This is a genomic window from Frigoribacterium sp. CFBP 13729 (assembly GCF_014841875.1).
Classification (GTDB): Bacteria; Actinomycetota; Actinomycetes; order Actinomycetales; family Microbacteriaceae; genus Frigoribacterium.
The window spans coordinates 468,318-484,958 of record NZ_JACYUR010000001.1 but is presented as its reverse complement, the minus strand read 5'-3'; the positions used below and the strand labels follow the sequence as shown (position 1 = coordinate 484,958).

15 protein-coding genes are annotated in these 16,641 nt (G+C 71.8%); 11 read left to right on the top strand and 4 right to left on the bottom strand.

Annotated features, from left to right (window positions below; translation table 11 throughout):
• Window positions 1-11: 11 nt before the first annotated feature.
• The 5 genes from IFT77_RS02170 to IFT77_RS02150 all read left to right on the top strand — a co-directional run bounded on the left by IFT77_RS02170 (window position 12) and on the right by IFT77_RS02150 (window position 5,813).
• On the top strand, window positions 12-926 hold the full coding sequence (locus IFT77_RS02170) for a proteasome assembly chaperone family protein (RefSeq protein WP_192169108.1): 915 nt from the start codon (window positions 12-14) through the stop codon (window positions 924-926).
• Between the two features lie 71 nt (window positions 927-997).
• Complete coding sequence (locus tag IFT77_RS02165; RefSeq protein WP_192169107.1) at window positions 998-2,338, top strand: MFS transporter; 1,341 nt, start codon at window positions 998-1,000, stop codon at window positions 2,336-2,338.
• Between the two features lie 175 nt (window positions 2,339-2,513).
• On the top strand, window positions 2,514-3,797 hold the full coding sequence (locus tag IFT77_RS02160) for an RNA polymerase sigma factor (protein WP_133737583.1): 1,284 nt from the start codon (window positions 2,514-2,516) through the stop codon (window positions 3,795-3,797).
• A gap of 4 nt (window positions 3,798-3,801) precedes the next feature.
• Window positions 3,802-5,061 carry a MurT ligase domain-containing protein gene (locus tag IFT77_RS02155; RefSeq protein WP_192041763.1) on the top strand — a complete coding sequence of 420 codons (1,260 nt, stop codon included), beginning with the start codon at window positions 3,802-3,804 and terminating at the stop codon, window positions 5,059-5,061.
• Window positions 5,058-5,813, top strand: a complete 756-nt coding sequence (locus IFT77_RS02150; RefSeq protein WP_192041762.1) for a cobyric acid synthase — start codon at window positions 5,058-5,060, stop codon at window positions 5,811-5,813. Before IFT77_RS02155 ends, IFT77_RS02150 begins: the two co-directional genes overlap by 4 nt.
• 107 nt (window positions 5,814-5,920) lie before the next feature.
• Here IFT77_RS02150 and IFT77_RS02145 read toward each other — a convergent pair whose 3' ends face one another.
• Window positions 5,921-6,148 (bottom strand): hypothetical protein, encoded by a 228-nt coding sequence (locus IFT77_RS02145; RefSeq protein WP_123546019.1) that lies wholly within the window; start codon window positions 6,146-6,148, stop codon window positions 5,921-5,923.
• A 218-nt stretch (window positions 6,149-6,366) separates the two neighbouring features.
• Here IFT77_RS02145 and IFT77_RS02140 point away from each other — a divergent pair, with 218 nt between their 5' ends.
• A complete protein-coding gene (locus tag IFT77_RS02140; RefSeq protein WP_192042319.1) occupies window positions 6,367-8,463 on the top strand; it encodes a toprim domain-containing protein in 2,097 nt (698 codons plus the stop codon).
• 119 nt (window positions 8,464-8,582) lie between these two features.
• Here IFT77_RS02140 and IFT77_RS02135 read toward each other — a convergent pair whose 3' ends face one another.
• Window positions 8,583-11,093: a DNA topoisomerase (ATP-hydrolyzing) subunit A gene (locus IFT77_RS02135; protein ID WP_192041761.1), complete on the bottom strand. Its 2,511-nt coding sequence runs from the start codon at window positions 11,091-11,093 to the stop codon at window positions 8,583-8,585.
• Window positions 11,094-11,210: 117 nt separating this feature from the next.
• Between IFT77_RS02135 and IFT77_RS02130 the strand changes: the two genes are divergently transcribed.
• On the top strand, window positions 11,211-12,347 hold the full coding sequence (locus IFT77_RS02130) for an alkaline phosphatase family protein (protein ID WP_192169106.1): 1,137 nt from the start codon (window positions 11,211-11,213) through the stop codon (window positions 12,345-12,347).
• Between the two features lie 39 nt (window positions 12,348-12,386).
• On the opposite strand, the gene sepH is transcribed toward IFT77_RS02130, so the two are convergent.
• Window positions 12,387-13,568 (bottom strand): septation protein SepH, encoded by a 1,182-nt coding sequence (sepH, locus tag IFT77_RS02125; protein WP_192169105.1) that lies wholly within the window; start codon window positions 13,566-13,568, stop codon window positions 12,387-12,389.
• Between the two features lie 212 nt (window positions 13,569-13,780).
• Between sepH and IFT77_RS02120 the strand changes: the two genes are divergently transcribed.
• On the top strand, window positions 13,781-14,074 hold the full coding sequence (locus IFT77_RS02120) for a DUF4193 domain-containing protein (RefSeq protein ID WP_123547235.1): 294 nt from the start codon (window positions 13,781-13,783) through the stop codon (window positions 14,072-14,074).
• Here IFT77_RS02120 and IFT77_RS02115 read toward each other — a convergent pair.
• On the bottom strand, window positions 14,049-14,504 hold the full coding sequence (locus tag IFT77_RS02115; protein ID WP_192041757.1) for a DUF3093 domain-containing protein: 456 nt from the start codon (window positions 14,502-14,504) through the stop codon (window positions 14,049-14,051). The two genes, IFT77_RS02120 and IFT77_RS02115, sit on opposite strands and share 26 nt — an antisense overlap.
• Window positions 14,505-14,542: 38 nt before the next feature.
• On the opposite strand from IFT77_RS02115, the gene dut reads away from it, so the two are divergent.
• Genes dut through IFT77_RS02100 form a run of 3 tightly spaced genes read left to right on the top strand, consistent with a single transcriptional unit; the run spans window position 14,543 to window position 16,535 of the window.
• Complete coding sequence (gene dut, locus IFT77_RS02110) at window positions 14,543-15,031, top strand: dUTP diphosphatase (RefSeq protein WP_371740884.1); 489 nt, start codon at window positions 14,543-14,545, stop codon at window positions 15,029-15,031.
• The gene (locus IFT77_RS02105) at window positions 15,028-15,741 is read left to right on the top strand and encodes a DUF3710 domain-containing protein (RefSeq protein ID WP_192169104.1); all 714 of its coding nucleotides are present in this window, start codon (window positions 15,028-15,030) and stop codon (window positions 15,739-15,741) included. The genes dut and IFT77_RS02105 overlap by 4 nt, the downstream gene beginning before the upstream one ends.
• Before the next feature lie 5 nt (window positions 15,742-15,746).
• Window positions 15,747-16,535: a DUF3159 domain-containing protein gene (locus IFT77_RS02100; RefSeq protein WP_192169103.1), complete on the top strand. Its 789-nt coding sequence runs from the start codon at window positions 15,747-15,749 to the stop codon at window positions 16,533-16,535.
• The last annotated feature ends 106 nt before the right edge of the window (window positions 16,536-16,641 follow it).

Below are 16,641 nucleotides of genomic sequence, written 5' to 3'. Positions count from 1 at the left end.
GCATTGACGACATGCACGACCCCGCCGGACTCTACGACCTCGCTCCCGACTCCTCCGACGTGCCCGAGGGGCTGCCGCTCGTGGCGGGCCTGACGGGCTCCTCCGACGCGGGGGGCGCGGTGGGGCAGCTGGCCGAGTTCCTCGTGGGCGAGCTCGACCACTCGATGGTCGCCTCCTTCGACGCCGACGAGCTCCTCGACTACCGCGCCCGTCGCCCCGTCTTCACGTTCGACCAGGACCACATCTCCGAGGTCGCGACGGCGACCCTCTCGCTCCGGTTGATGAGGGACGACATCGGACAGTCCTTCCTCCTGCTGTCCGGCTTCGAGCCCGACTTCCAGTGGCAACGGTTCACCTCCGCCGTCGTCGACCTCGTGCGTCGCTACCGGGTGTCGACGACCACGTGGGTCCACTCGATCCCCATGCCCGTGCCCCACACGCGTCCGATCGGGGTCACGGTCAGCGGCAACCGGTCCGACCTCGTCGAGTCGCTGTCGGTGTGGCGGCCCGTGACCCAGGCGCCCGCGAACGCGCTGCACCTCGTCGAGCAGCGGCTCGGCGACTCCGGCCACCCCACCGCGGGCTTCGTCCTCCTGGTGCCGCACTACCTGGCCGACACCGAGTTCCCGGACGCCGCAGTCGCGGCGCTCTCGAGCATCAGCGCGGCGACGGGACTGATCTTCCCCACCGACCGGCTCCGCTCGGAGGGGCGCGACTTCCTCGCCAAGGTCGACGAGCAGGTGCAGGGCAACCACGAGCTCTCGCGACTCGTCTCCACGCTCGAGGAACGCCACGACACCTACATGGAGGGCAACCCGCTCCCCTCGCCGCTCACCGACCAGGACGGCCAGGTCCCCTCCGCGGACGTCCTCGCCGCCGAGCTCGAGCGCTTCCTCGCGGGCCGGCGCAGCGACGAGGAGTCCTGACCCGCGACCGCTCCACGTCCGTCGCGCACGGCCAGGAGTCGAGGGTGCACGACGCCAGCTAGGGTCGTCGAGTGAACTCGTCGCGCGCCTGGCTCGTCTGGGGCGCCGCCGTCGTGGCCTACGTCGTCGCCGTCCTCCAGCGGTCCTCGCTCGGCGTCTCCGGGGTCGAGGCCCAGCACATCTTCGGCATCTCCGCGTCGACGCTGTCGACCTTGGCCGTCGTGCAGCTGATCGTCTACGCGGGCCTGCAGATCCCCGTCGGCGTGCTGCTCGACCGCGTCGGCCCTCGGGCCCTGATCGTCGCGGGCGGGGTCCTGCTCGTCGTCGGGCAGTCGGTGGTCGCGCTCGCGCCCCCGCACATCGGCGTCGCCATCGTCGGGCGCGTGCTCGTGGGCGCGGGCGACGCGATGACGTTCATCAGCGTCATCCGCCTGCTGCCCGCCTGGTTCCGAGGGCCGATCCTGCCCCAGATCTCGCAGTGGACCGGCAACGTCGGCCAGCTCGGCCAGGTGCTCTCGGCGGTGCCCCTCTCCGTCGTCCTGCACGGCAGCGGCTGGCAGCCGGCCTTCCTCGGCGCGGCGGGCCTCTCGGTCGTCGCCGTCGTCCTCGTGGTCGTCGTCGTGCGGGACTCCCCGCTCGGACGCCCCGCCGAGTCGGCCGGGACGACCTGGCGCGACGCCGGTCGTCAGCTCGGGGAGAGCATCCGGCGACCCGGCACCCGCCTCGGCTTCTGGTCGCACTTCGTGACGCAGTCGTCCGGGACGGTCTTCAGCCTGCTCTGGGGAGTGCCGTTCCTCGTCGGGGCGCTCGGCTTCACGGCGACGCAGGCATCCGGCATGCTCACGCTGCTCGTCGCCTCCGGCGTCGTGGCCGGCCCGGTCCTCGGCCTGCTCACGGCCCGTTTCCCGCTCCGGCGCTCGAACCTCGTCCTCGGCATCGTCACGGCCCTGGGGGCCACGTGGACCGTCCTGCTGGCCTGGCCGGGGCAGCCCCCGCAGTGGCTCGCGTTCGTCCTCGTGGTGGTGCTCGGCGTCGGGGGCCCCGGCAGCCTCATCGGCTTCGACTTCGCCCGGTCGTTCAACCCGATGCGCAGCCTCGGCGTGGCCAACGGCATCGTCAACGTCGGGGGCTTCCTCGCGAGCTTCGTGATGATGTTCCTCATCGGCGTCGTGCTCGACCAGCTCGACGCGGCACGGGTGGCCGGCGGGGCGCCGAGCGACCTCTTCTCGTTCGAGTCGTTCCGCGTCGCGTTCCTCGTCCAGTACGTGGTCGTCGGCGGAGGCGTCGTCTGCCTGGTCCTGGAGCGCCGACGCACCCGGCGCCTCCTGCACCTCGAGGAGGGAATCCAGGTGGCCCCCCTGTGGGTTGCACTGAACAGGAGATGGCAGACCCGCCGTCGGCGGAGTTCCTGACGCCGAGGGCGGCCCGTGGTCGGCGCCGCCGATCAGACGTGCAATAATCGGAGTCGGACCCGTTCATGTCCCGTGCAGGTGCTCGACTCTCGTCGGCGCGCTCAGTCATGGGGACTTGACATGGGTCCTAGTACTGCCCGAAAGACCGAGTGCAGATGAAGTGGAAGGTGTTCGCATGGCTACTCGCAGCAAGGCGACCACGGTCGTCGACGAGACCGTGACCGACGGCGTGGTGCTCGAGACCGAGCCCGCGACGACCGAGGAGGCGCCCGCGGCGCCCAAGAAGGCCCCTGCCAAGCGGGCGCCTGCCAAGAAGGCGACGGCTGCCAAGGCGCCCGCCGCGAAGAAGGCCGCCCCCGCGAAGGCGGCGAAGGCCGCCGAGCCCGAGGGCGACGACGAGGCCGAGCCCGTCGACGCCGACGCGGCCGACACCGACGCGGACGGCGAGGGCGGCAAGCCCACGACCCCCGAGGTGCTGCCCGCAGGGGCCCTCGTCATCTCGCAGGACGACGACGACGAGATGCCCGTCTACTCGACGACGATCACCGGCGCCACCGCCGACCCGGTCAAGGACTACCTGAAGCAGATCGGCAAGGTCGCCCTGCTGAACGCCGCAGAAGAGGTCGAGCTCGCGATGCGCATCGAGGCCGGTCTCTTCGCCGAGGACAAGCTCTCCCACAGCACGGGCCTCAGCAAGGAGCTCGAGCGCGAGCTCCGCTGGGTGTCCCGCGACGGCCAGCGGGCCAAGAGCCACCTCCTCGGGGCCAACCTGCGACTCGTCGTCAGCCTCGCCAAGCGCTACACGGGGCGGGGCATGCAGTTCCTCGACCTCATCCAGGAGGGCAACCTGGGCCTCATCCGTGCGGTCGAGAAGTTCGACTACACCAAGGGCTTCAAGTTCTCGACCTACGCCACCTGGTGGATCCGCCAGGCGATCACGCGCGCCATGGCCGACCAGGCCCGCACCATCCGCATCCCCGTGCACATGGTCGAGGTCATCAACAAGCTCGCCCGCGTCCAGCGCCAGATGCTGCAGGACCTGGGCCGCGAGCCCACGCCGGAGGAGCTCAGCCGCGAGCTCGACATGACGCCCGAGAAGGTCGTCGAGGTCCAGAAGTACGGCCGCGAGCCCATCTCGCTGCACACCCCCCTCGGCGAGGACGGCGACAGCGAGTTCGGCGACCTCATCGAGGACACGGAGGCGGTCGTCCCGGCCGACGCCGTGGGCTTCACGATGCTCCAGAAGCAGCTCGAGTCGCTCCTCGACAGCCTGTCCGAGCGCGAGGCCGGCGTCATCCGCATGCGCTTCGGCCTCGGCGACGGCATGCCGAAGACGCTCGACCAGATCGGCGACACGTTCGGCGTGACCCGCGAGCGGATCCGCCAGATCGAGTCCAAGACGATGGCCAAGCTCCGCCACCCGTCCCGGTCGCAGTCGCTCCGCGACTACCTCGAGTAGGCCCGTGCGATACCTCGTGCCCGTCCTGGCGGGCCGGCTCGTCCGCGCGGTCGCCCGCCTCCGTGGCGGCGGCTCGGCCTACCCGGGCCGCACCGTCCTCGCGCTGGCGCCCGACTTCCTCACCCACGTCTCGTCGCAGTTCGAGCAGGGCGTCGTCTTCGTCCTCGGCTCGAACGGCAAGTCGACGACCACCATGATGCTGACCGAGACGCTCCGGGCCCACGGCCTCCGCGTCTTCACGAACCCCACCGGCGCCAACCTCCCGCAGGGCATCGCCTCGGCGTTCCTCCGCGAGGTGACGCCGTTCGGCCGCGTGAAGCACGACATCGGCGTGATCGAGGTCGACGAGGCCTTCGCGGTCGAGCTGACCCGGTCGCTGCACCCGTCGACCGTGCTCATGCTCAACGTGCAGGTCGACCAGCTCTACCGCTTCTTCGAGACCGAGCGCGTCGGCACGATGATGACGGACACCGCGGCCCTGGCCACGCGCGCCGTCGTGACGAACCGCGACGACCAGCACCTGGCGCCCTACGAGGCGAGGCCCGGCCAGACGGTCACGCGCTTCGGCGCCGCCCCCGACGTCGTCGCCGCCGCGCCCAACGGGCTGCAGAACGCGAACGACTTCTCCCGCGAGGCGGACTCCACCCGTCCCGTCGAGGCCGAGGTCGTCGCGATGGACGGCGACCGGGCGAGCATCCGGGTCGGCGAGACCACCGTCGACGTGCGGCTCCCCGCCCGCGGGCTGCACTACGCCGTCGACGCGGCGGCGGCTCTGCAGACTGCGTCGGTCGTGCTCGGCGAGCCCGTCGACCAGGAGGCGGTGGCTCGTGCCTTCGACACGATGAAGCCGGCCTACGGTCGGGGCGAGCGCATGTCGCTCGGCGCCGACGAGGCCGAGTTCATCATGTTCAAGAACGCGGCCAGCCTGCAGCTGAACCTCGACGCGCTGCCGCAGGGCGCCGAGCAGGTCATGCTCGCGATCGACGAGGGCACGCCCGACATCTCGTGGATCTACGACATCGACTTCTCACGCCTCGACCACGTCGACGTCCTCGCAGGCGCCAAGGCCTGGCAGCTCGCCCTGCGCCTCGAGCACGAGGGGATCCCCGTGCACGTGATCGAGGAGGACATCGCGAAGGCGATCAAGCTGATGCGTGCGCTGCCCTCGCCCCGCGACCACACGAAGCACTTCGTGACCAACTACGAGCAGATGATGCTGGCCCGTCGCATCCTCGGCCACCCCGACCTGGAGAAGACCGCGTGAGCGCCGACACCCTCCGCCTCGTCCACCTCTACCCCGAGCAGCTCGGGGTCAGCGGCGACCGGGGCAACGTCACGACGCTGGTGGCCCGTGCGCGGCGCGCCGGCCTCGAGACCGAGGTCGTCGAGTACCGGGTCGGCGACGACGTGCCCACCGTGGCCGACGTCGTCCTCCTCGGGCACGGCCCGCTCTCGGGGGTCCGCTCGGTGAGCGCCGACGCCCAGCGCCTCCTCCCGGCCCTCGAGGGCTTCGCCGCGTCGGGCGTCCCCGTGATCGGGGTCGGCGGCGGCATGGAGCTGCTGACGAAGGGCGTGGTCACCGAGCAGGGCGAGACCGTCCCCGGCATCGGGTTCTTCGACGCCACGGTCCGTCGCGGCGCACCCCGCCGGACGAACTACTTCCAGGTCACGACGACCTACGGCGGGGACGAGCTGACCCTCTTCGGCTTCGAGGACCACGCCGCCCACCTCGAGCTCGGCGCCGACGTCGAGGCGTTCGGCCGTGTGGTGCACGGCGGGGGCAACGGGACCGACGGCGCCGAGGGCGTCGTGCGCGGCGCCTCCTTCGGGACGCAGCTGAAGGGACCGTTGCTGCCCCTCAACCCGGCGCTGAGCGACCGGGTGCTCCGGGCGGCGCTGACGCGTCGCAGCATCTCGTACCACGCAGGGGAGGCGCACGCGAAGCTCGACGAGTACGCCGAGCAGTCGCAGCGCGTCATCCGCGAGAACCTCGAGCGGTCGTTCAAGGCGATGTGACCGGGTGTCCGTCGCCGGACATACGAAGGGCCCGCTTCCGTGAGGATGCGGGCCCTTCGTCGTGCCGCCGGAGTGCTGCTCCCCGGACGGCCTCGTGGTCGTCGAGCTCAGTGCTCGTGGAGCTTGGAGCTCTCGTCCAGCCACTCGACGGCGGTGGGCTGGAGCTTGTCCTTGACCTTCGCACCGTGGTGCGCGCAGAACAGCAGCTCGCCGCTGGCCATGGTCACGCGGACGTAGGCCTGGGCCCCGCAGCTGTCGCATCGGTCGGCGGCGGAGAGCTGGTAGCGGGAGCCGAGCTCGTCGACGGCGGTGTGGTCGGTGGCCATCTGAGTCATGTGATGCTCCTCCTGACGGTGGTGCTGCGGATGTGAAGTCCTCATCAAAACACGCGCTCCCGGGTATCGGGTGCGACCCGAGCCGATTTCGCTCATCGCGTAGTGACGGAGGGGGGCGAGCGCCTCCCGGGACTGTCCGTGGGCGCTCGTAGGATGGAACCAGATCCCCGCCTCCGGAATTCCCGCCGGTCGGCTCTGCCTCGCGTCAGGAGAACACCATCGCCACGTCGGACTACTCGGCTCGCCACCTCTCGGTCCTCGAGGGGCTGGAGGCCGTCCGCAAGCGTCCCGGCATGTACATCGGGTCGACCGACTCGCGAGGCCTCATGCACTGCCTGTGGGAGATCATCGACAACTCGGTCGACGAGGCCCTCGGCGGGCACGGCGACGCCATCGACGTCGTCCTGCACGCGGACGACAGCGTCGAGGTGCGCGACACGGCCCGCGGGATCCCCGTCGACATCGAGCCGAAGACGGGGCTGACGGGCGTCGAGGTCGTCTTCACCAAGCTGCACGCGGGCGGCAAGTTCGGCGGTGGCTCCTACGCCTCGTCGGGCGGCCTGCACGGCGTCGGGGCGTCCGTGGTCAACGCGCTGTCCGAGCGGCTCGACGTCGAGGTAGACCGTGGCGGCAAGACGTGGGCGATGTCGTTCCGCCGGGGCGAACCCGGCACGTTCGCCGACGACGGCGCGCCCACCCCGGACGCGCCGTTCACGCCGTTCGTCTCGGGCAGCGTGCTGCGCGAGGTGGGCAAGGTCAAGCGCGGCGTGACCGGCACGCGCATCCGGTACTGGGCCGACCGCCAGATCTTCACCCGTGGTGCGTCGTTCCAGCCCGACGAGCTGTCGGGGCGTGCCCGTCAGACCGCGTTCCTCATCCCCGGGCTCACGCTCCGCATCCGGGACGAGCGGCCCGGGTCGCTCACCGACGGGGGCTTCCCGCACGAGAGCACCTACCGCTTCGACGGGGGAATCAGCGAGTTCGTCGAGTTCCTCGCCCCCGACGCCCCGGTCACGGACACCTGGCGCATGACCGGCACGGGCACGTACACGGAGACGGTGCCCGTCCTCACCGAGGGCGGCGCGATGGTCGCCACCGAGCTCGAGCGCGAGTGCGAGGTCGACATCGCCCTCCGGTGGGGCGGCGGCTACGAGACGGTCCTCCGCAGCTACGTGAACATCATCGCGACCCCGAAGGGCGGCTCGCACCAGACGGGCTTCGAGGCGGGGCTGCTCAAGTTCATGCGCCAGCAGGTCGAGCTCGCGGCGCGGCGGCTCAAGGTCGGCACGGACAAGATCGAGAAGGACGACGTGATGGCGGGCCTGACCGTCGTGCTGACCGTCCGCCTCCCGGAGCCGCAGTTCGAGGGCCAGACGAAGGAGATCCTCGGGACGCCCGCCGTCCGGGCGATCGTCGCGAACGTCGTCCAGACGCGCTTCGCCGAGCTCTTCGCGTCCGCCCGCCGCGAGGACAAGGCCCAGACGGCCCTCGTGCTCGACAAGGTCGTCTCCGAGATGAAGTCGCGCATCGCCGCGCGAGCCCACAAGGAGACGCAGCGGCGCAAGAACGCCCTCGAGAACTCGTCCTTGCCGGCGAAGCTCGTCGACTGCCGGTCGAACGACGTCGGCAACAGCGAGCTCTTCATCGTCGAGGGGGACTCGGCCCTGGGCACGGCGAAGCTCGCCCGCAACAGCGAGTACCAGGCGCTGCTGCCGATCCGGGGCAAGATCCTCAACGTGCAGAAGGCGTCGGTGAGCGACATGCTCTCGAACGTCGAGTGCGCCTCGATCATCCAGGTGCTCGGAGCAGGGTCGGGCCGGTCGTTCGACATCGACGCCGCTCGCTACGGCAAGGTCATCATCATGAGCGACGCCGACGTCGACGGGGCCCACATCCGCACCCTGCTCCTCACGCTCTTCTTCCGGTACATGCGCCCGATGATCGAGCAGGGTCGCGTCTTCGCGGCCGTGCCGCCCCTGCACCGCGTCGTCGTCATCAACCCCGGAAGCAAGCCGAACGAGACGATCTACACCTACTCCGAGAAAGAGCTGCAGACGCTCCTCGCGAAGCTGCGTCGCTCGAACAAGAAGTTCCAGGACCCGATCCAGCGCTACAAGGGCCTCGGCGAGATGGACGCCGAGCAGCTCGCCACGACCACGATGGATCGCTCGGGGCGCATGCTGCGCCGGGTGCGGGTCGACGACGCCGAGGCCGCGGCCAGGGTCTTCGAGCTCCTCATGGGCAACGAGGTCGCGCCGCGCAAGGAGTTCATCATCGACGGCGCCGGGCTCAGCCGGGAGCGCATCGACGTCTGACCTGCGCTGACCGCCCGTCCGGCCTGACCGCCCGTGCGGCCAGACCGCCCGCCGGACCCGCGGTCAGGCCGCCCCGCGTGTCTGGCCACCCGGCAGCTGGCCGGGCAGGCGGGCCGTCCTCACTCGGGCTCGGTGCCCGCGGGCGCTCCCGTCGCGGCGTCGGTGACGTGGGCCAGCGACGCGCCCACCGCGGCGACGACCGCCTCCAGGGGCGTGCCGGACGCGTCGCGACGCACGAGCGTCTCGGGGAGCGACCGGACGCCTCCGTCGGCCGCCACCGCTCGCGCAGGGGCAGGGCCCACCCAGGCGAGCGACAGCTCCGACTCGCCCTTCAGCAGCGCATGTGACCGGACGCCCCCGGTGGCGCGGCCCTTGGCCGGGAACTCGGCGAACGCGCTGACCTTGGCACGGCCGGGGTCGGTGCCCTCGAGCGCGCCGGCGGCGGACGAGATGGTGGCGACCACCGCCTCCTGCCCCTCGGGGACGGCGCCGAAGAAGACGACGCGGGCGTCCGGGGCGACGGAGACTCCGGCGACACCGCCGCCGGCGGGCCCCTGGGGGCGCACCGACGACGCCGGGAACCGCAGCAGCTGCGTGCTCGACGTCACGAAGACGAGCTCGTCGTCGTCGGCGCCCTGGGCCGCCCCGACGACGGAGTCGCCCTTCTTCAGCGTGATCACCGGGAACTCGGGCTTGGGCGGGTACTGTCCCGTCACCACGCGCTTCACGACGCCCCGGGCGGTGCCGAGGGCGATCGGGCGGTCGGCCGTCAGCGAGACGAGCGCGAGCACCCGCTCGGACCTGTCGGCGAGGCCGAGGTAGTCGCGCACGGGGACGCCTGCTCCGAGCTGCACCGAGGTGGGCGGCACGGCCGGCAGGTCGACCGGCGTGAACCGCAGCAGCCGCCCGGTCGTCGTCACCGCACCGATCTCGGCGCGGGTCGTCGTGTCGATCGACGACAGCACGGCGTCGTGCGCAGTCCGCCGCGACGGGGGAGCGGGCGTGGCCGCCGACGGGTCCTGGTGGTCGACCCGCAGGAGGCGCCCCGTCGTGGACAGGAACACCCGCGTGGGCGTGTCGGCGATCTCGAGCACCGGGGCGTTCTTGCCGCGGCCCTGCTTCGCGATGCTCGGGGCGGCCTCGGTGAGGAGGGTGCGGCGCGGCGTCCCGAACTGCTCGGCGATGTCGGCGAGCTCGCTCGAGACGAGCGCACGGAGCCGAGCCGGGTCGCCGAGCAGCGCCTGCAGCTCGGCGATCGCGGCGCGCAGCTCGTCACGCTCGGTCTCGAGCTCGACGCGGCTGAACTTGGTGAGGCGCCGCAGCTGCAGGTCGAGGATGTACTCGGCCTGGATCTCGCTCAGGTCGAAGACCTCGCGGAGGCGGGCGCGGGCGGCGGCCGTGTCGTCGCTCGAGCGGATCACCTGGATGACCTCGTCGATGTCGAGGATGGCGATCAGGAGCCCCTCGACCAGGTGGAGGCGCGCCTCCTTCTTGCCGAGGCGGTGCCGAGTGCGACGGGTGACGACCTCGACACGGTGGCCGACGTAGACCTCGAGCATCTCCTTGAGGCCGAGGGTCCGCGGCTGGCCCTCGACGAGCGCGACCGCGTTGATGCTGAAGCCGTCCTCGAGGGGGGTGTAGCGATAGAGCTGCTCGAGCACGGCCTCCGGGCTGAAGCCCGTCTTGATGCCGATGACGAGGCGCAGGCCGTGGGTGCGGTCCGTCAGGTCGGTGACGTCGGTGATCCCCGTGAGCTTCTTCGCCTGGACGCCGTCCTTGATCTTCTCGATCACCTTCTCGGGGCCGACGAGGTAAGGCAGCTCGGTCACGACGAGGCCGGACTTCCGCGCCGTGATGCTCTCGACCTGCACGCGCGCGCGGGTCTTGAACGACCCGCGTCCGGTCGCGTAGGCGTCGCGGACCCCGGCGAGGCCGGAGATGGTGCCGCCGGTGGGCAGGTCGGGGCCCGGCACGAAGGCCATCAGGTCGTCGAGGCTCGCGTCGGGGTTGTCGATCAGGTGGCGGGCGGCGCCGACGACCTCGACGAGGTTGTGCGGGGCCATGTTCGTCGCCATGCCGACGGCGATGCCGCTCGCGCCGTTCACGAGCAGGTTCGGGAACGCCGCGGGGAGCACCTCGGGCTGCATGAGCTGGTTGTCGTAGTTGGGCACGAAGTCGACGACGTCCTCGTCGAGGCTGCGCGTCATCGCGAGCGAGGCCTCGGCGAGCCGGGCCTCGGTGTACCGCGGCGCGGCCGGCCCGTCGTCGAGCGAGCCGAAGTTGCCGTGCCCGTCGATCAGCGGGACGCGCATCGTGAAGGACTGCGCCTGCCGCACCATCGCGTCGTAGATCGCGGTGTCGCCGTGGGGGTGCAGCTTGCCCATCACCTCGCCGACGACGCGCGCGCTCTTGACGTGGCCCCGGTCGGGGCGGAGCCCCATCTCGGACATCTGGTAGAGGATGCGTCGCTGCACCGGCTTGAGGCCGTCGCGGGCGTCGGGCAGGGCCCGGGAGTAGATGACCGAGTAGGCGTACTCGAGGAACGACCCCTGCATCTCGAGCGAGACGTCGATGTCCTCGATGCGCTCTCCGGAGTCGGTCGGGCCGGTCGTGTTCTCGGTCGTCGTCATGCACTTCTCTGGGACAGGAGGTGCGGGAGGCACCTGGGCGGGCGGTCGTCGACGCGAGGAGGCGGCAGCGGCGGGAGGGCGGTCCGCTCGCGGACCCGCTGTGCCAGACTGGTGCCGATGACGACCATCGTACCGGCGCGTCCCCCCGGCGCGGTGAGCCTGGCCGACGTCCTCCCGTCCGTCCTCGCCGCGCTGACCGGCGGCGTCGGGGCCCTCCCGCTCCCGCCTGCCCGATCGGCCGTCGTCCTGCTCGTCGACGGGCTCGGCTCCGCCGCCCTCGGGGCCCGCCGTGGCCACGCTCGCCACCTGGCGGGCGCCTCCGGCAGCCTCTTCTCCGGCTTCCCGACGACCACCGCCTCCGCCCTCACGACCTTCACCACCGGCCGCCTGCCGGGCGAGCACGGCCTGGTCGGCTACTCGGTGCTGGACGCCGACCGCGACCGCGTCGTGAAGCAGCTGTCCGGCTGGGACGCCGGCATGCGACCCGACACGTGGCAGCTCAGCGGCACGGTGTTCGAGGACGCCGCCGCCCGGGGCGTCCGCAGCGCGGCCGTCGGCCCTGCGCGCTACGCCCGGTCAGGGCTGACGGAGGCGATCCTGCGCGGCGCGGCCTACGAGACGGCTGAGTCGATCGCGGACAGGTTCCGTCGCGCGCGCGACCTCGTCGCCGCCCCCGGGGCCACGATCGTCTACCTCTACGTGCCCGAGCTCGACATGATCGCCCACCGCCTCGGCTGGCAGAGCGACGAGTGGACGGCCGCCCTCGAGGAGGTGGACGGCGAGGTGGGCCGGCTCGCCGCCTCCCTCGGGCCCGACGAGGGACTCCTCGTGACGGCCGACCACGGCGTGCTCGACGTCGGAGAGAGGGGACGCATCGTCTTCGGGCACCGCGCCGCGCTGGTGGACGGCGTGCGTCACGTGGCAGGCGAGCCCCGGTGCCTGCAGCTGCACTTCGAGCCGGACGCGTCGGAGGCGGTCCGCGCCGCCACCCTGGAGGCCTGGCGCGCGGCGGAGTCGGACCGCGCCTGGGTCGTCAGCCGCGAGGAGGCGGTGCAGGCCGGGTGGTTCGGCCCCGTCGATCCCGTCGTGGCGCCCCGCATCGGCGACGTCCTGGTCGCTGCCCGGAAGGGCGTCGTCTGGTACGACGGCAGGAACTCCGGAGGGCAGGCCGGGTCGATGATCGGCCAGCACGGCTCGTGGTCCGGTGACGAGACGCAGGTGCCCCTGCGACGGTTCGGCGCCTTCGCCCGCTGACCCGCGCTCACGTCGTCCGCGCGAGGACTCAGACGGGCGTCAGGCGGGGTCGTCGTCCGAGCGGGCCCCGAAGACGATCTCGTCCCAGCTCGGCATGGAGGCGCGGCCGCGGGCCTTCTTCGGGCCACCCTGACCGGGCACGACGCCGTCCGGTCCGGGCATCGGGCGTCGACCGCCCCGGGCCTGCCCCACGGTGCGCGGGCGCTGCCCACCGTCTCCCTGTGCCGAGGAGGCACCAGGGAGGAGAGGCTGCGGCGTCGTCTTACCCTCAGGCAGGTCGAAGTCGTCGAGGGGCACGTCGATGACCCGGATCGAGCTGGTCGCGAGGTCGTCCCGCGAGGAGTCGTCCGAGAAGCGCGCCGCCTCGCGTTCGCCTCGGCGTCGACGGAGGGCCTCGAGCAGGTCGGCGGTCTGGGCGTGCGGGTCGGCGGCGGCGGCGTCGGGGTCGCGGTTCGTGGCCGCGAGGGAGGCGGGGGAGCGGACGTCCTGTCGCGCGACCGCTGCGGGGCGGTCCGCACGGTGCTCGTCCGGGGCCGCGTCGTCCAGGTGCCCGTCCTCGGGCTCGACGAGGAACGCGCCGCTGTCGAAGCGCCCCGTCACGGGCTCGTCGTCTGCGGGGCGGAGGCCGACGGCCCGGAGACGCGGGACGAGGGGGCCGACGTCGGCCGAGTGCTGCGAGAGGGTGCGGGCGTCGCCCGCGTGCGGGACGAGGGAGAGGGCCTTGGGGTCGAAGCGCCAGGTGGCGTCTCGCGACACCTCCTGCGTCACGTACGAGACGGAGACGAGCCAGCCGTGCTCGGCGTCCTTGTAGCTCGTCCAGTGACGGTCGGTCGCGGCGGCAGTGTCGAGACGCGACTCGATGACGCCCCCGAAGGAGGACGAGTCGCCGTCGGGCTGCACGTCGGAGGCGACGGTGACCGCGACGCCGAGGGCGGTGCGCAGCGCGTGCGAGCGCTCGGCGAGGACGGGGCCCTCGAAGCGCCGGACGTAGGCGAGATCCGCTCCCGTGCGCTCCGCCGCCTGCTCGGGCGAGAGGCCCGAGCGGATGAGCGACTGGATCTCGCGCGGCGGCGCCTTGCGCTCGACCGGGGTGCTGTCGGGGGCCGCAGCGCGCAGCTGCGACCTCAGCGACGGGGTGACGGGGAGCCGGTACTCGGCACCGCCGTCGGCGGCGACGACGAGCGCTCCGCTCTCGACCCCGATGACCCTCAGATCCTGCATCTCGCACGCCTTTCCACCGTCGTGTCCTGGCCAGAAGCGTCCCACGTCAGGGGCGTGTTCCCGGGAATGGAACGGGCGTGCCGCGAGTTCCTCCAGAGCGGCCGAGAGGCCCCTTCGGCGGGTTTGCTATTCGACAACGAGTGATGCAAACTGTGCCCGCCGAATTCGGTACACGAACTTCGGTACACGAACTATTGAAGAACTGGATGGGCATGGCCACCGACTACGACGCACCTCGCAAGAACGACGACGACGGCTCGGAGTCGATCGAGGGGCTCAAGGAGCGCACCCCCGACAAGACCACCGGAGTGATCGACGACGATGCGGACAACCCGGGCTCGTTCGAGCTCGCCGGCCAGGATCTCTCCGACCTCGACCTCGACGTCGTCGTCCTGCCCCCGCAGGTCGACGAGTTCACCTGCGTCGAGTGCTTCCTCGTGAAGCACCGTTCGCAGCTCGACCACGAGACCAAGCTGGGCGCTATCTGCCGGGAGTGCGCTGCCTGAGCGCCTCCAGGAGACGGACGACCTCGTCGGGTCGTCTCGTCGACACCAACCAGTAGGGTGCGGGATCCGTCTCGTCGGTGAGGGTGATCCTCACCACCGGCTTCACCCAGCCACGGAAGAGGGTCCAGGCTCGCGCGTCGAGCCTGGGCCCTCTCTGCTGTGTGGCCTCGGCACCCGAGAAGCCCCGCACCTCTCCGATCTCGTGCGGAAAGAGACGGGCGCGGCCGGCGGAGAACCCCTCGTCGTCGATGCGGAGCACCGGCGAGGTGAAGACGAGGGCGAGCACCGTGGCCGCGTAGAAGAGGACCGCCACGACCACCCCGACGAGCTGGTCGATGGGCAGGAAGACGAGCAGCGTCGCAGGGATGACCAGGGCGGTCGCGACGAAGACGGTGGCCGGCGGCGTGAGCCGTTCGCGGTACGGGTTCATGGGTCCATTCGACCAGACTTCTGCACTAGCCTCGACACGTGACCCCGACCCTCGACGTCCTCTTCACGGCCGACCGAGCCGGCGCCTCCTCGTCCCCGGACGACCTGGCCCCGCGGTACGCGCACCCCGGCGACGCGGGGGCAGACCTCCTCTCGTCCGAGGCGCTCGTCCTCCGGGCCGGCCACCGGGCGCTGGTCGGCACCGGCGTGTCGATCGCGCTGCCCGAGGGCCACGCGGCCTTCGTCGTCCCGCGCAGCGGGCTGGCGGCCAAGCACGGCATCACCGTCGTCAACAGCCCGGGCACGGTCGACGCGGGCTACCGCGGCGAGATCAAGGTCACGCTCCTGAACACCGACCTCGAGTCGGACCACCAGATCGAGGTGGGCGACAAGATCGCCCAGCTCGTCGTCGTGCCCGTCGTCCGGGCCGTCTTCGTCCCCGTCGACGAGCTGCCCGAGAGCAGCCGGGGCACGGGCGGCTTCGGCTCGACGGGCTACGCACACACCACCGGAGGCACCGCATCATGAGGAAGTCGAAGCGCGAGGCGCAGCAGCTGGCCGAGATCGAGGTCGAGACGGCCGACCTGGCCGACGTCGAGGTCGACATCGAGGCCCTGGACGACGCCGAGGTCGAGGTCTTCGACGACTCGAAGTCCGCGCCCGCCGACCGGGCCGACGAGGGCCCGCTCGACGAGACCGAGGCCAATCCCGTCCGCCCGTACGTCGACCTCGGCGGCGTCAAGATCGTCCCGCGCGACGGCCTGCACCTGCGACTCGAGGTCGAGGAGGGCAGCAAGCGCGTCGTCGCGGTCGGCCTCGACTTCGCGAAGTCGACGCTGCAGGTGCAGCCCTTCGCGGCTCCCCGCACGACAGGCCTCTGGAACGAGATCCGCGAGCAGATCAGCGAGCAGATCCAGAAGCAGGGCGGCACGACGACCGAGGCCGACGGCCCGTTCGGCCCTGAGGTCCGTGCCGAGATCCCGCTCATGGGCGGCGACCCCGGCAGCACGCGCTTGGCGCGGTTCATCGGCGTCGACGGCCCGCGCTGGTTCCTCCGCGGCGTGATCGCCGGCGACGCCACCGTCGACGACGAGGCCGCCGCGAAGATCGAGGAGCTGTTCCGCAGCATCGTCGTCGTCCGGGGCACCACCCCGATGCCCCCTCGCGAGCTCATCCCGCTCAGCATGCCCAAGCCGAGCGCGGTCGACGCGTCCGCGGGCGCCGCCGACCAGGCCTGACCCTCGTGGAGCACGACGGGGCGACGGCCCGGCCCGACGACGAACGACCCCTGCCCGGCGACGAGTCGCCGCTGGACGATCCGCGCGTCTCGCTGGCCGCCCAGCTGCGGGCCGCCGCGCAGAAGGCCGGCATCGGGCAGGTGGCGCCCGGCGAGGTCCCCACCGCGTCCGCGCTGCTCTCCGCGATCGGCGGCGTGCGGGGCCTCGTCGAGTCGATCGTGCCCGGACTCGGCTTCGTCGTCGTGTTCACGATCACCGGCCAGCTGCTCCCGTCCGTCCTGATCCCGGTCGTCCTCGCCGTGCTGTTCGTCGTCGCGCGGGCCGTCCAGCGCGGTCCTGTCGCGCAGGCGCTGGCCGGCGTGCTCGGCATCGCGCTCTCGGCCGGCATCGCCCTGCTGAGCGGCAGGGCCGAGGGCAACTTCGTCCCGGGGGTCGTCATCAACGCGATCTCGCTGCTCGCCATGCTCGTCAGCATCGCGGTCCGCTGGCCGCTCGTCGGCGTTATTGTCGGCCTCCTGACGAACGAGGGAGGCGCGTGGCGGCAGGACCGCGCCAAGCGCCGCGTCCTCGTGCTGGTGACCTGGCTGTGGGCAGGGCTGTTCGCGGCTCGCCTCGCGGTGCAGCTCCCGCTCCTGCTGAGCGGGCAGATCACCGCGCTCGCGACCCTCAAGCTCCTCATGGGCGTGCCTCTGTACGCCGGCCTCCTCTGGGTCACGTGGCTGCTCGTCCGGACCGTCTACCGCGGCCGCGCCTCCGGCGACGACGTCGTCGACGCGCAGGGCACCGTCAGCTAGCCCACCGCCTCCGGTGCTAGGTTTGTCTCGACATCAAGACAGTTCGACGACATGCGCCCGCAGTCCGTCGACGACTTAGGCTGACCTCGCTGGTGCGGTCCCTCGT

Bases quoted from the DNA above. Each gene is read 5' to 3' on its own strand.
- IFT77_RS02120 (WP_123547235.1), top strand. From the start codon at position 13,781: ATGGCCACCGACTACGACGCACCTCGCAAGAACGACGACGACGGCTCG.
- IFT77_RS02145 (WP_123546019.1), bottom strand. From the start codon at position 6,148: ATGACTCAGATGGCCACCGACCACACCGCCGTCGACGAGCTCGGCTCC.
- IFT77_RS02105 (WP_192169104.1), top strand. From the start codon at position 15,028: ATGAGGAAGTCGAAGCGCGAGGCGCAGCAGCTGGCCGAGATCGAGGTC.
- IFT77_RS02130 (WP_192169106.1), top strand. From the start codon at position 11,211: ATGACGACCATCGTACCGGCGCGTCCCCCCGGCGCGGTGAGCCTGGCC.
- IFT77_RS02170 (WP_192169108.1), top strand. From the start codon at position 12: ATGCACGACCCCGCCGGACTCTACGACCTCGCTCCCGACTCCTCCGAC.
- IFT77_RS02115 (WP_192041757.1), bottom strand. From the start codon at position 14,504: ATGAACCCGTACCGCGAACGGCTCACGCCGCCGGCCACCGTCTTCGTC.
- IFT77_RS02160 (WP_133737583.1), top strand. From the start codon at position 2,514: ATGGCTACTCGCAGCAAGGCGACCACGGTCGTCGACGAGACCGTGACC.
- sepH (WP_192169105.1), bottom strand. From the start codon at position 13,568: ATGCAGGATCTGAGGGTCATCGGGGTCGAGAGCGGAGCGCTCGTCGTC.
- IFT77_RS02135 (WP_192041761.1), bottom strand. From the start codon at position 11,093: ATGACGACGACCGAGAACACGACCGGCCCGACCGACTCCGGAGAGCGC.